The organism is Meiothermus sp. (genome assembly GCF_037443965.1).
Lineage (GTDB): Bacteria > Deinococcota > Deinococci > Deinococcales > Thermaceae > Meiothermus.
Map to the genome: position 1 here is coordinate 24,445 of NZ_JBBINI010000027.1, position 12,574 is coordinate 37,018.

12 protein-coding genes and 1 tRNA gene are annotated in these 12,574 nt (G+C 57.3%); 1 reads left to right on the top strand and 12 read right to left on the bottom strand.

All coding sequences use genetic code 11. The features are described 5' to 3' along the window. Positions 1-397: 397 nt before the first annotated feature. The 4 genes from WKI89_RS13505 to WKI89_RS13520 form a co-directional block, all read right to left on the bottom strand. The gene (locus tag WKI89_RS13505; RefSeq protein ID WP_337870462.1) at positions 398-2,629 is read right to left on the bottom strand and encodes a transglycosylase domain-containing protein; all 2,232 of its coding nucleotides are present in this window, start codon (positions 2,627-2,629) and stop codon (positions 398-400) included. 144 nt (positions 2,630-2,773) lie between these two features. Further along, a complete protein-coding gene (locus tag WKI89_RS13510; protein WP_337870464.1) occupies positions 2,774-3,166 on the bottom strand; it encodes a response regulator in 393 nt (130 codons plus the stop codon). 110 nt (positions 3,167-3,276) lie between these two features. Further along, positions 3,277-3,350, bottom strand: a tRNA-Gln gene (locus WKI89_RS13515). Positions 3,351-3,579: 229 nt separating this feature from the next. Then, a complete protein-coding gene (locus WKI89_RS13520) occupies positions 3,580-3,930 on the bottom strand; it encodes a hypothetical protein (protein WP_337870466.1) in 351 nt (116 codons plus the stop codon). A 126-nt stretch (positions 3,931-4,056) separates the two neighbouring features. Here WKI89_RS13520 and WKI89_RS13525 point away from each other — a divergent pair, with 126 nt between their 5' ends. Beyond that, positions 4,057-4,527: an Lrp/AsnC family transcriptional regulator gene (locus WKI89_RS13525; RefSeq protein WP_337870468.1), complete on the top strand. Its 471-nt coding sequence runs from the start codon at positions 4,057-4,059 to the stop codon at positions 4,525-4,527. Between the two features lie 187 nt (positions 4,528-4,714). Here WKI89_RS13525 and WKI89_RS13530 read toward each other — a convergent pair whose 3' ends face one another. The 8 genes from WKI89_RS13530 to WKI89_RS13565 all read right to left on the bottom strand — a co-directional run bounded on the left by WKI89_RS13530 (position 4,715) and on the right by WKI89_RS13565 (position 12,536). Continuing rightward, positions 4,715-5,689, bottom strand: a complete 975-nt coding sequence (locus WKI89_RS13530) for a 4Fe-4S dicluster domain-containing protein (protein WP_337870470.1) — start codon at positions 5,687-5,689, stop codon at positions 4,715-4,717. A gap of 59 nt (positions 5,690-5,748) precedes the next feature. Then, positions 5,749-6,828: a bifunctional 3-deoxy-7-phosphoheptulonate synthase/chorismate mutase gene (locus WKI89_RS13535; RefSeq protein WP_337870472.1), complete on the bottom strand. Its 1,080-nt coding sequence runs from the start codon at positions 6,826-6,828 to the stop codon at positions 5,749-5,751. A 111-nt stretch (positions 6,829-6,939) separates the two neighbouring features. Continuing rightward, positions 6,940-7,692: a twin-arginine translocase subunit TatC gene (tatC, locus tag WKI89_RS13540; RefSeq protein ID WP_337870473.1), complete on the bottom strand. Its 753-nt coding sequence runs from the start codon at positions 7,690-7,692 to the stop codon at positions 6,940-6,942. Positions 7,693-7,703: 11 nt separating this feature from the next. Beyond that, positions 7,704-7,958: a twin-arginine translocase TatA/TatE family subunit gene (locus WKI89_RS13545; protein ID WP_337870475.1), complete on the bottom strand. Its 255-nt coding sequence runs from the start codon at positions 7,956-7,958 to the stop codon at positions 7,704-7,706. A gap of 807 nt (positions 7,959-8,765) precedes the next feature. Beyond that, on the bottom strand, positions 8,766-9,734 hold the full coding sequence (gene glpX / locus WKI89_RS13550; RefSeq protein ID WP_337870497.1) for a class II fructose-bisphosphatase: 969 nt from the start codon (positions 9,732-9,734) through the stop codon (positions 8,766-8,768). Positions 9,735-9,839: 105 nt separating this feature from the next. Next, positions 9,840-10,466 (bottom strand): bifunctional phosphoribosyl-AMP cyclohydrolase/phosphoribosyl-ATP diphosphatase HisIE, encoded by a 627-nt coding sequence (gene hisIE, locus WKI89_RS13555; protein WP_337870477.1) that lies wholly within the window; start codon positions 10,464-10,466, stop codon positions 9,840-9,842. Between the two features lie 51 nt (positions 10,467-10,517). Continuing rightward, on the bottom strand, positions 10,518-11,294 hold the full coding sequence (hisF, locus tag WKI89_RS13560) for an imidazole glycerol phosphate synthase subunit HisF (protein ID WP_337870478.1): 777 nt from the start codon (positions 11,292-11,294) through the stop codon (positions 10,518-10,520). 63 nt (positions 11,295-11,357) lie between these two features. Further along, positions 11,358-12,536, bottom strand: a complete 1,179-nt coding sequence (locus tag WKI89_RS13565) for an RsmD family RNA methyltransferase (RefSeq protein ID WP_337870499.1) — start codon at positions 12,534-12,536, stop codon at positions 11,358-11,360. Positions 12,537-12,574 lie beyond the last annotated feature (38 nt).

Consider the following 12,574-nt stretch of genomic DNA (forward strand, 5'->3'; position numbering starts at 1 on the left):
GATTGGCAAAATCAGCGGAATCGGCAAGGCGTACCTGACGCAATTCCCCACTGATCTTTGAGGATCGGATCTCGCATTTCAACTATGGAGACACTTATACCGTTTCCGCTTGAATCCTTCACCGCTGGACGTAGTCAGAGGTGAAGGATTCAAGCCGACCTAAGCGAGTAGAAAAGCATTTCGGTAGTATCCGTTTAGGCTTGCCGAAGTGAACGATACTGCCGAAATGTGTATTAGATTGCTTCGGCCCCGCGGTGCGGCGCAAAAGGCTTTACGAATCTGGTGGTTTGGTAAGTTAAAGATTGATATGCCGTGAAGTTCCCAAAATGAAGCGCTCAAAGCAACTCCCAGATATCAGGGGAGTCAGATTCATCCCAGGAATTAAGTTACCGGAGCACTAGTTGCATTGATAGTCATTGACTCGGTTATTCGAGACCTGCAGCCATATTACGCGCTCGGTGGGGGTTTCGGGCGTGGCTAGACAGTTGGTAGCCCGATCCAAAGCGATGGTTTGGTAGGCATTGGTATTGGCAATAGCCGGGCCGGGACGCGCGATGTAGGTGGGTTGAGGCGGGGTATCACGTACCACCGCCTGGGTACGTTGAACCTGGCGACCAGGGAAGAGGGCTGCGACCCCGCTCGAGCTATCGTTACCGGTAAGCAGATCGAAATTCGCCAAGACCAGCCCAGAAGGCTGCGGAAAGTCTCCAGCGGGGCGGCCCCGCAGGGCCTGCTCGACAAAATCACGCCAGATGGGAGGGTTGACCAGCGAACTGCTGGGCTCGATGCCCCCAAGGCGCTGGGGCTTGTGGTCATCGCGCCCAATCCACAGCGCGGCTGCCAGTCCCCTGGAAGCCCCAGCGAACCATAGGTCAATGGCATCGTCGCTGGTTCCGGTTTTGCCACCTACAATACGCCCCGGGATGCGGGCCTCTGCGGCCAGGCTGCTGCGAAAACCGGGGGGCACATCGTAAACATAACCCTTGAGCATGTCCCAGATCTGATAGGCCACTTGCGGCGTCCAAAGCAGCACCTTTTTGGTTTCGGGCTGATAGATAATCCGGCCTTTGTTATCCTCAACCCTGAGTACTAAGCGTGGCTCCACCCAGTAGCCGCCGTTGACGAAGCTCGAGTAGGCCGCTGCCAGCCCCATGGGGGTGATATCGGCCCCTCCACCAATCGAATTGGCCAGCACCGCCATATTGCCCGTCAGCCTAAAACCTGCCGCCCGCAGCTTGTCGCCCAGACGTTGCACCCCGATGGCCTCGGCGGTGCGGATGGCCGGCAGGTTGAGCGAGCGGTCCAGGGCATAGCGAATGCTGACCGGACGATCCAGGAACTTGCCATCGAAGTTTTTGGGACGCCAGACACCGCGCGGGGTGGGATACTCCACGGGGGAGTCGCGCACGGTGGTGGCTTGCGTCCAGCCGGCTTCCAGCGCAACCCCGTAGGTGAAGGGCTTAATGGCAGAGCCGGGGCTGCGCCAGGCCTGGGTGGCTCGGTTAAATTCACCCTCGGTTCCGGGCCTTGCACCCACCATGGCCAGCACTTCGCCCGAGTTGGGCTCGAGGCCCACCATCGCCAGCTGGGCCAGATCGGGTAGGCGGCGGCCCACCACAGCCTTCTCGGCGGCGGTCTGCATCTTGAGGTCGAGGGTCGTGATGATGCGTAGCCCCCCCTGTTCGCGTAGCTTGTCGGAGCCAATTTTCTCCTTCAAATAACGCTGCACCTCGAAGACAAAGTAGGGGGCCAGCCGCACGTTGCGCTCGGGCACTATGCGCACACTGGGGTCTATAAGTTTAGCGCTTTTGAGATTACCGGCCTCGTCGTAAGCCACTTCCCAACCCTTGGGCACCAGCTTGTAGCGCCAGGCTGCATCGGCATCGGCTTGGCTGACCCAGCCTTCCGTCACCATGTTGCTAAGCAACACCTTCATGCGGCGGCGGGTAGAAGCATAGTCGAGATAGCGGGGGTTGGGAGCGGGCAACAGGATGGCCAGATAAGCCCCTTCGGCCAGGTTGAGCTCGGAGGGTTCCTTGCCAAAATACGCCTGGGCAGCGGCCCAAATCCCCTGAGCATTGCCACCCCAGGGAACCACGTTGAGGTACATCTCCAGGATTTCCTCTTTGGAGTAGCGACGCTCGATTTGAATTGCCAATGGAAACTCTTTGAGCTTGCGCTCGAGGCCGCTGATGCTCCGGCGCTCGAAGGCCAGGTCGCGCAACAAGGTGTTCTTGACCACCTGGGTGGTGATGGTCGAGCCTCCCTGCAGGTCACCGCGTAGGGAATAGTACAGACTGCCGAAAAGGCGCACAAAATCTATGCCGTAGTGCTTGAAGAAGCGCTGATCCTCCGAAACCACCACTGCCACGGCAGCAGCCGGTGAAACCTCGCTCAACCGAACCAGTTGCCGCGCGATGGCCCGCCCATCCTCCACCGAGGCCAGGTCGGCAATGGGAATGCCGTCGCGGGTGTAGAAGGTTGAAGTGGCCGTAAAGCGCAGGTCATCGAGGGTCTCGAGGCTCGGCAGGTCGCGCAGCAGCAGCCAGGCCACATACCCCGCGGCCCCAATCGCCCCTAAAATACCGGCAATAAAAACAATCCGTACCACCTGAAAAAGTCGGCGCACGTCCCACAGTGTACCAGCCGCAGATTAGACTTTTTGTAATTCCGATTCTGCTGGGGAATGACCCTAACGAGGACTTTTGATTGGGCAGGCGGCTGATGAACGAAAGAAGAGCGCCTCACCTAAGGATCTCACGATCATTTTTGCCTATGCGCCGGGTTGATGCTGTGGGAGGTTTCGCAGGATGGAGGAGAATGCTTTGCGATCGACAGGTTTGGAAAGCACATGCTCTACACGGGCAAATTCGGCAGTAAGCTTGGTGCGATCGTCGCTATCCCCAATAAAGAGCACTACCGGCACTTCCCGCAGGCGGCGGCTCATTTTGAGGCGGGAAGCAATGGAAAAGGGATCAATTTCAATCCCGTCGTCCAGCACAATTGCCCGAGGGGTATGAGCCTTGAGGAAATCCAAGCCTTCCTGGGCTTTCTCATAAAACTGGGCTTCGACGCCCTGCTCTTCAATGGCAAGCTCGAGCAAGGCCCGAAGGGTCAGGCTCGAGGTGACGACCAGCACTTTATCAACCTGCACTGCTTCCGCCATATTAACTAGCATAGTATCAGACTTTCCGCCAGAGCAGCACTCATTTGCCACAGTTCTTGTAAGAGGTCTATCCAAAAAATGTCCCTCCGAGCAAGGCCCGGAGGGATTGATGGCTGGGGCACGTGGACTCGAACCACGACCGACGGTTCCAAAGACCGTTGTCCTGCCATTAGACGATGCCCCAGCGCAGAGCGGTCAGACGGTTCGCACTCTGAGCAACTGCGAAACCCGCAGGACAGCAATCGGTATTTTAGGGGTCTGGCCGTCTTGTGTCAAACTTGCCAGCATGTATAAAGGCAGCCGTGCTATTTTGCCGCCACAAACAAAAAAGAATGCGACATATGTGTTGGCGTTACCAGGGGCAAAGGCTGGCTAGACCATCGAACAGCGTAGGGTTCTTTAGGGAAGCTACTCTAACCCGCACATATCAGCATGTGGTTTAGCAGACGAGGGTTTTGGGTGTGGTTCTGCAACTGAGTGGCCAGCAGCTTGAGGTACTCGGCAAAGAAGGGCTCGAGCTGGGGTCGCCAAACTGCCAGCACAGTATCAGACAAACCCAGGTGTAGCGCCCACAACTCTACAAGTTCGTTGGCCTTGATGGGGAGGTGGGCTCGCAAGCGGTATAGCAAGGTTGGAGTCAGGTGCTCAGTTACAAAATGCCGGTCTATCAACCAATCCAGGTGGGTTCCTTGCTTTTGTGCAAACAGGGTGAGGGCGGTAAGGGCGCTTTGCTCCAGATGTTTCGCATTGAGGGCATGTTTCATATTGTTCTCCCCGACTGGCTCGCCTGGAGCCAATATCTTTATGGTAGTGGGCATATTTGCTTATGAAAATGATTTATCGAAAAAAAAGAGGGCTGTAATTGATTAAAAGTAAAGTAATATAAGCTTGTGACCATTGAATCAAAATATCTTGACCAAACTTCCTGGAAAATCCTCGTGCTACTTCAACAAAATGCTCGCTTGCCCTTTAGTGAGATCGGCCGACAGGTGGGGTTGTCGGCCCCTGCCGTTGCTGAGCGGGTGCGCCGGATGGAAGAAGCCGGGATTATCCGGGGCTTTCGGGCTGATATAGATCCAAGCAAAGTGGGCTACACCCTCGAGGTCTTCATTCGGGCCGAGGTAACCCACAGCAACCACGATGCAGCCATTCGCTATATTTCTCAGCTACCTAACGTGCTCGAGTTCTGGAACCTGACGGGCCGCGATGGCTACCTGATTCGGGCCGTGTTTCGTTCCGTGCAGGAGCTCGAGCAAATGCTCAACCAGAAACTGGGTGTATACGGCACGACCACCACCGCCTTGGTACTTTCCAAACCGGTTGCCTTTCGCGTCCTTGGCAATGAGCAGGCTGGTTTGTAGATGGGCCGGATGGAAACGTGACACGGAACTTAGGAGGTGCTAATACCGTTTCCGCTTGAATCCTTCACCGCCATGCGTAGTCAAAGGTGAAGGATTCAAGCCGACCGAAGGGAGTAGAAAAGCATTTCGGCAGTATCGTTTAGGCTTTCAAAAGTGAACGATACTGCCGGAATGCGTATAAGAACCTCTAAAGATCGTACCAGGGGGGTGTGCCCCGAAAGAGCTCGAGGGCCTGGTCAAACACCTCGTCACGGCTGGCTTCCACCAGCGAAATCACCTGTGGTGGGCAGCTTTCTACACAAGCCCCACACCCGGTGCAAGCCGAGACGTTCAGTTTTAGCACATACTCTTCACTTAAACCCTCTACGGCCTCGCGCTCACGCTCAACCGCCTTGGTGGGGCACACATTGGTACAAACCGGACATAGGGTACACCCCTCAGCCACTGCAATACGGGGCCAATGCACAACCTCCGCACGGTGGGCCGCCACCTTCCTCAGGCGCAGCTCCGCAGGACGGTCAGAACGCCGGTCTTCGTACGATTCAGTTTGGGGTAAAGGTAAGTTGGGTACCAGTTCTGCCGCGGAACGCTTGGCCCCACCGAACATAGCACCAAAGAACTCCCGACGGCCCACCTCGGCCCCGCGGAGTGCATCCTGCTGTAAATGCACTTGCATTCCAGGAAAATACTTCCTTGCCTCTTGCGCCGCCCACTGTACCCTTTCCGGGATGGTAGGGCCGCCAATCTTACAGTTTGCGCAGTCGCCATGGGCTAGGGTGAGCACCCCAAAGCGTGAGCCCGCTTCCGCCAAAACACCCGGTGTTAGTTGTCCCAGACAGTGAATTTCGTCACCTGCTCCAGGGGCTTTGGAGCAACGGATCTGGCCCTGCCCCCGGTGTAGCTTTTCCTGTATCGGCCCCAGAGGGAACTCCAGCGCGATGCCTGGGCAAACCGCCGTGCAAAGGCCACAACTGGTGCACTTGACCTCGTCAATTTCCACCGTGAAGCTTTGGAGGTTGATGGCCTCATGCGGGCAGGCTTGCTGGCATTTGTCACATCCCCCCACGCTGTTACGCTCGAGCAGGCAGCGTGGCCCGGTGTACTCCGGGGTGGGGTCGGTCAGTTTTAGAAAGGCGCCAACAAGGTTATCGAAGAGTCCCACAGCTCAAAGCCTACAGGGTAGTGGGGTTGGGGGTCGGGTTACGATCAACAATTGCCCGCCTAGACCCTCGAGGCTTCCTTGGGCATCAGGTCCTCGATGGCTTTCGTGAACTGATCAAACTGTGCGAAGTCCAGTTGCTGCTCGTTGTCCGAAAGGGCCACCTTAGGGTTGGGGTGCACCTCGATGTGTACCCCGTCGAGTCCGGCGGCCAGCGCGGCCCTGGCCAACGGGGCCAGCAGGTCGCGTCGTCCGGCGGCGTGGGTCACGTCCACAATCACCGGCAGGTGGGTGAGTTGCTTGGCCAGGATGGCGGCGGAGAGATCGAGGGTGTTGCGGGTCCATTTTTCGTAGGTGCGGATACCCCGCTCACACAGAATCACCTCGCCATTGCCTTGAGAAAGGATATATTCGGCGCTGTAGAACCATTCCTCGATGGTCTGGGCAAAGCCACGCTTGAGCAAAACCGGTTTGTTGGCCTTACCCACCTCGCGCAGCAGGGCGAAATTTTGGGCGTTGCGGGTGCCCACCTGCAGAATGTCGGCGTACTGGGCCACCAGCTCCACATCGCGGGTATCCATCACCTCGGTAACAAACACCATATCGTGGGCGTCGGCAGCCTGGCGGCCCAGCTTGAGGCCAGGTTCGCCCATCCCTTGAAAACCATAAGGCGAGGTGCGGGGTTTGTAAGCTCCTCCGCGCAGCACCTTAATGCCGTAGCCCGCCAGATACTTGGCGGTAGAGAACATCTGCTCTTCAGACTCAATCGAGCAAGGCCCAGCCACAATCACCTTGCCCTTTCCAAAAACCACCTCGCCCACCTGGACGGTGGTGTCGTCGGGCTTGACCTGGCGGGAGTACAGAAACTTTTGCTTATCCTGCTGTTCCTCGAGGTCGAGCGAAGCCTTGAAAATTTCTTTGAAGAGCCGCCGGATGGTCTCGGCAGGGTAAGGGCCAGGGTTTTCTGAGGTAAGGTAGGCCAGCATCTCATCTTCGCGTTTGGGGTCGTAGTGCGCGAGGCCAAGCTCGGTCTGAACGCGCCCAATTTCACTCACCAGCTTGCCCCGCTCGGAGAGCAGCTGGAGCAGTTCGCGGTTGATACGGTCTACATCCTTACGCAGGTCTGCGATTCGCTGATCCATGAACTCAATGGTATACCAAGATTTAGGGTGCAACGCAAGTCACGGGAATTGAGTAGGGTTCGAGATGCAAGTTCTATGAGCGGTACTGGCTGAAGCCATAAAACATTATTTTCATGTAGCGCTGGCTTCAACTTCTTTTGGACGACTGCGCTCAGCCCACCTGACTAGGAGAATTGAAATCCCGTACAACACCATCAGGGGCACCGAGACCAGGCTCAGGTTGACCACATCCACCGTCGGCGTAATGAGGGCTGCGAGTGAAACCAGCAGAACCACTGCAATGCGCCAGTTATTGATTAGAAAGCGGCTGGTAATGAAGCCAAGCCGAGCCAATAGGTAACTCACCACCGGCATCTCGAACAAAATCCCCATCAAACCCAGGAACGTAAGAATCTGGCCCATATACATCCCGATGGAAATTTGCGGGGTGACCACATCCCCCAAGAAGCCTAGCAGGAAAGGAACCGCAAAGGGCAACAACACAAAGTAGGCAAAAACTGCTCCCAGGCCAAAGCTGAACCCCGCGCCCAGCAAGAAGGGGATGGCCAGCCGCCGCTCGTGGGCGTACAAACCCGGTGCAATGAAGGCCCAAATCTGATAAACGATAAAAGGTAAAGCCAAAGCCAGGCCTCCGAAGGCCGCAACTTTGAAAGCGGTAAGGAAGGGTTCGGTGATGTTTAGAACGATGAGCTCGGCTTTCAAGGAAGCACTGGCATTGTAGGCATCCAATGGACGCCGAAGGGCCTCGAGGATTTGCACGCGGAAGGTGAAGGCCACTGCCGTCATCACCCCCCAGGCCACGATGGCCCAGATCAGGCGGTTGCGCAGCTCTTCCAGGTGTTCCATCAAAGGGGCTTCTCGCATACTCAACCCCATCAGGATTTGCTTTCCTCTTTGACCTCGAGCGGTTTTTTGATCTCCTCGAGGGGCTTGCTAATTTCCTCTTTGATCTCCCTGAACTCCTTCACATCGGCAGCTTTTTCAAACTCCTCGCGGATGCTCTTGGCCCCCCGCTGGAATTCGCGGATGCTCTGGCCCAGGCTGCGCCCCAACTCGGGCAACTTGCGTGGACCAAACAGCAGCAAGGCGATCAGCAAGATAATCAAAATTTCAGTCATTCCCAGGTTCATGGCAGTCTCCTAGCCCCAGTTTACTCGGTTGGCTGAAGCTTGTTTGAAAGCCTAACTACCCACCATCAAAAGAGTGTGAAAAGCCATAGGTCAGAGGGAAAGAGGGTTACAACTCTGTGAGTGAGGGGTGTGTCCGAGGGTTCCTTTCACTTGTTGAATCATATCGGATTCAAAAAAGATAATCTTCCAACAAAGAACCTTACGAGGCTTTCTTTTTGAATCCTACGGTTGCTAAGCTGATCAAAGCAGAGCACACCCCTCGCTCTGCTCGGCGAAGAAAGCGTATCCTCAGAACTTGCAGTTTTACAAAACCGTGCGAGAGGTGGAACGTCATGCAAAAAGGATCCGTCATTCCGAGGCGGAGTTGGCCGAGGAATCTGTTAGGGTGCGGTCAAGGGAATTGCCTGTTTTCGTGCAGTATCAGATTCCTCCTTCGTCGGAATGACAGATGTTCAGTGTTTGGAGTTTGAGGATTCCTGCAGGGAATTCTTAGGTGCAAGTTTTGAGTCTCCCGTTCCAAGGGGCGGTATCGCCCTCCGCTACGCGGATAAATTCGGTCGGGTTCGTTCGCGACCCTTCGGTGACGAACGAACCGAATCTGGTACCAGTCATAAGCAGAAAGGGTAATGTGAGTATGGGAGCGGTGATATGAAACCTGGGCGGTCTCCTGGCTAACCAGATGAGGTTTACACTGAGGTCACTAGCCACTAAACCAGCAGTGGCTGCTCCCGCCCTTTTCCTAGCGCCCGGTGTTGGCGCGGGTTGGAGGAGTTCGGACATTTGGAGCACCCTCTTGCTTGTGTCGCCTTATACCCGAATATTAACCCGCGCCCCACTTTCAAATAGATGAATTGAGTCTATAAAACGCACCACCTTGGTTTTGTAGCCCATCACAATGGAGTGGGTACGAGCCCCGCCCCCAAAGTAGCGCACACCCTCGAGCAGTTCCCCGTGGGTGATGCCGGTGGCTGAAAATACGATCTGCTGACCGGGGGCGAGGTCGTTGGTACGGTAAATCTTCTTTTCGTTGGCCCCCATGGTCTTGAGACGCTCGAGCTGGGCCTCACTATCGGGTAGAAAACGCCCCTGAATCTCACCACCCATGCACTTCAGAGCCGCTGCGGCCAACACCCCTTCGGGCGCACCCCCGCTGCCCATCATGGCATGAACCCCGGTTCCCCGAATCGCTACCGAAACGGCCGCCACCACATCCCCATCTGTAATGAGCTTGACCCTGGCCCCCGCTTCGCGCACCTCCCGGATCAGTTTTTCGTGGCGGGGCCGATCTAGAATGACCACCACCAGATCCTCCACTTTGCGCTGAAGGGAGTCGGCGATGATGCGCAGGTTGGCTTCCACCGGAAAGTCCAGGCTGACCTTACCGGCTGCCGGTGGCCCCACCACCAGCTTTTGCATATACATATCGGGAGCTCCCAAGAGCCCCCCTTTTTCGCTGATGGCAATGACGGTGATGGCGTTGGGAAGCCCTTTGGCCGTGATGGTGGTGCCCTCTACCGGGTCTACTGCGATGTCCACCTCGGGCCCCCCGCGGCCAAGAATCTCGCCGATGTAGAGCATGGGGGCCTCATCCATCTCCCCCTCGCCGATGACCACCCGTCCCTGGATGGGCAGCTCCGAGAGAACCTCGCGCATGGCCTCGGTTCCGGCTCCGTCCACCTCGTCTTTTTTGCCCATTCCGGCCAGCCGGCTTGCGGCCAACGCGGCCTGTTCGGTGACGCGGGCGATCTCGAGCACCAGCAGTCGCTCGATGTCCATTTCCGTCTCGAGTTCCATGTTCAGAGCTTACCAAGGTTTGTGAGGCGGCAAGGCTTGGTAGTGCTTCCAGGCTCGAGGCGCTTTGCAATGGTTTCTGCAAAATTACTACGGTCTGGGTTTGTGCCGGCTCCAGAGGGTTCGAGCGAGGTCGGCGGGTGTCAGACCTTGCTCGGCAAGGGTAAACAACAGATGAAAGAGCAAATCCGAGGCTTCCCACGCAAGCTCCTCCCGATTGGCATTTTTAGCCGCAATAATCACCTCGCCGGCTTCCTCGCCGATTTTTTTGAGCACCCGATCCAGGCCTGCTTGGTGCATTTTGGCAACGTAAGAGCCCTCGGGAAGTGTTTCCAGGCGCTCCAGGATGGTGCGGTAGACCTTCTCCAGCACCTCGCCCAGGGGGGGGTGGCCGGAGGGAGGGCTGACCGAATAATGGAAGCAGCTCTCGGCGCCGGTATGGCAGGCCGGGCCGTGTGGGATTACTTTATACAAAACAGCGTCCTGGTCGCAGTCCAGGGTTACTTCGACTACTTCTTGGATGTTCCCAGAAGTCAGGCCTTTGACCCAGAGCTCACCCCGACTGCGGCTCCAAAAGGTGCTCTGCCGGGTTTGTAAGGTGTTTTCCAGGGCCTGGCGGTTGGCATAGGCCAGGGTCAGCACCTGGCCGCTGCGCGCGTCTTGCACAATCACAGGAACGAGGCCCTGGGCATCGAAATTAACTGAATCAAGGTTCATATCCGTGCAGCTCACATTTTCCGGGGATAGGGGGTGAAACGCAACCACTTTTCATCGGGCAGGAAGGGGTGGCTCAATTCGCATGGGAAGGCCCTGCTGGGCTAGGTAGCGCTTGAGTTCCGGGATGGGAATCTCGCCAAAGTGAAAAACACTGGCGGCCAGGGCAGCATCGGCCACGCCGTCTTGCAAAACCCGGGTGAAGTGTTCCTTGCTTCCAGCACCCCCCGAGGCAATGACGGGAATTCCTACCCTCTGTGAAACAGCCCGGCACAACTCGATATCGAAGCCTGCCTTGGTGCCGTCGGCATCCATGCTGGTCAGCAGAATTTCTCCAGCGCCCAGTTGGGCCCCCTGCTCGGCCCACCTGAGCGCATCCAGCCCGGTGGGGGTACGTCCGCCGGACACGTATACCTCCCAGGAATCCCCCTTTTTTCGGGCATCAATGGCCAGCACCACCGCCTGGTTGCCAAAATGATCCGATAACTCCCGTATAAGCTCGGGGCGCTTGACCGCCGCCGAATTTACCGAAACCTTGTCGGCCCCGGCCAGCAACAAGGTTCTGGCATCCTCGAGGCTCCGCACCCCCCCGCCCACCGTAAAGGGGATAAAAACCTGCTCAGCGACCTGGGTGGCAATATCGAGCAGGATGCCCCGCTCCTCGTGGGTGGCCGTGATGTCCAGAAAAACCAGTTCATCGGCACCGGCCATATCGTAGGCCTTGGCCGATTCCACGGGGTCTCCGGCATCCCGCAGGTTCACGAAGTTGATGCCCTTGACCACGCGCCCGGCGTGGATATCAAGGCAAGGGATAATCCGCTTGGCTAGCACGAAGCTGATTGTCAGGGATTGAAAGGCAAAGCGCAAGGGTTCAAGGCTCCGCTGGGGTCTGGGCTATCTCGACAGCAGGCTGAGAATTTCAACATGGTGGGTAAAGGGGTAAAAATCGTAGGGCCGGACGAAGGATAGCTGATAGCCAGCCTGAACAAGCCTGCCCACATCCCTGGCCCAGGTGGCCGGGTCGCAGGCGATGTAGAGAATCTGGGCTGGTTGACCTTCTATCAAACTCCCCAAGACTTCGGGGGAAAGGCCGGCCCTGGGCGGATCCACCGCGACCAGATCGGCGGGCAGATGCCGGGCGAGTACCCGGGCGTCGTCTTGTTTGAAAACCAGGTTGTTTGCCCCCAGGCGATCCCGGTTGGCCTCACCCCGTTTGACCGCGTTGCGGTTGATTTCGATGGCCACGATCTCCTCAAAATAGGGTGCGAGGTGCAGGCTCAGCACGCCACTTCCGGCGTACAGCTCCACGGCCTTGCGTCCCGAACCGGCAATTTGGGTGGCCTCGCGAAAGAGCAGCCCAGCCGCCTTTGGATTGACCTGGGCAAAACTTTGCACATTGATGGTGAACAGCACCTCGCCAAATGCCTCCAGGAGGTCATATGCGCCTGCCAGGTGTTGAACGCGGCCCCGGAAGCGCCCCTTGGGGCTTGGCTCACCCCAGACCACGCCGGCAATTCCTTCTTGTAACAGTGCTTGGGCAGTTCTCTTGAAAAAACCGGCCTGTCCGCCAATCAGACCGACCTGGACTTTATGCTCGTAAAGCGAGCCACGCAGCACAATTTCCTCGAGGCTCGACAACGGCCAGCCCGAGAGCAGCTCAAACGCGGTTTGTAGCGGTTCGGCAATGAGGGGGTCGTGGATCAGGCGCGTGAGTTGGTTGGACTGGGGCTGGCGGTAGGCCAGGCCGCCCAGGGGGTGCAGCGCGTATTGGGCGGCGGTGCGGTAGTGGAGACCGGCCTCTAGGCCATAGGCTGGTGAGGCTTGAATAGGGAATACCTGAAAACTCAGCTTGGCGATGCGCTCGAGCGATTCCTCCACCAAGCCCTGCTTGATCGGCAACTGCTCCGGGTATTCCAGCGGCAGGTCTGCCGAGGGGGGTAACGCCTTGAGGTAACGCTTGGGATGGGCCTCTAAAACCTTTGTCACGCGGCCCTCGAGGTGGTTTTTGCGCTTCCACAGCTCGGCCTCCACGGTTTCGCCGGGCAACCCACCCCGTACCAGGGCGGTTCCCATAGATGTCCGAGCCAGCCCCAGTCCGCCCGCAACCAGCT

What these genes read in the sequence shown, in the direction of transcription:
- WKI89_RS13520 (WP_337870466.1), bottom strand. Translation starts at nt 3,930, where the DNA reads ATGAAACATGCCCTCAATGCGAAACATCTGGAGCAAAGCGCCCTTACC.
- hisIE (WP_337870477.1), bottom strand. Translation starts at nt 10,466, where the DNA reads ATGAACCTTGATTCAGTTAATTTCGATGCCCAGGGCCTCGTTCCTGTG.
- glpX (WP_337870497.1), bottom strand. Translation starts at nt 9,734, where the DNA reads ATGGACATCGAGCGACTGCTGGTGCTCGAGATCGCCCGCGTCACCGAA.
- tatC (WP_337870473.1), bottom strand. Translation starts at nt 7,692, where the DNA reads ATGCGAGAAGCCCCTTTGATGGAACACCTGGAAGAGCTGCGCAACCGC.
- WKI89_RS13565 (WP_337870499.1), bottom strand. Translation starts at nt 12,536, where the DNA reads ATGGGAACCGCCCTGGTACGGGGTGGGTTGCCCGGCGAAACCGTGGAG.
- WKI89_RS13510 (WP_337870464.1), bottom strand. Translation starts at nt 3,166, where the DNA reads ATGGCGGAAGCAGTGCAGGTTGATAAAGTGCTGGTCGTCACCTCGAGC.
- WKI89_RS13535 (WP_337870472.1), bottom strand. Translation starts at nt 6,828, where the DNA reads ATGGATCAGCGAATCGCAGACCTGCGTAAGGATGTAGACCGTATCAAC.
- WKI89_RS13545 (WP_337870475.1), bottom strand. Translation starts at nt 7,958, where the DNA reads ATGAACCTGGGAATGACTGAAATTTTGATTATCTTGCTGATCGCCTTG.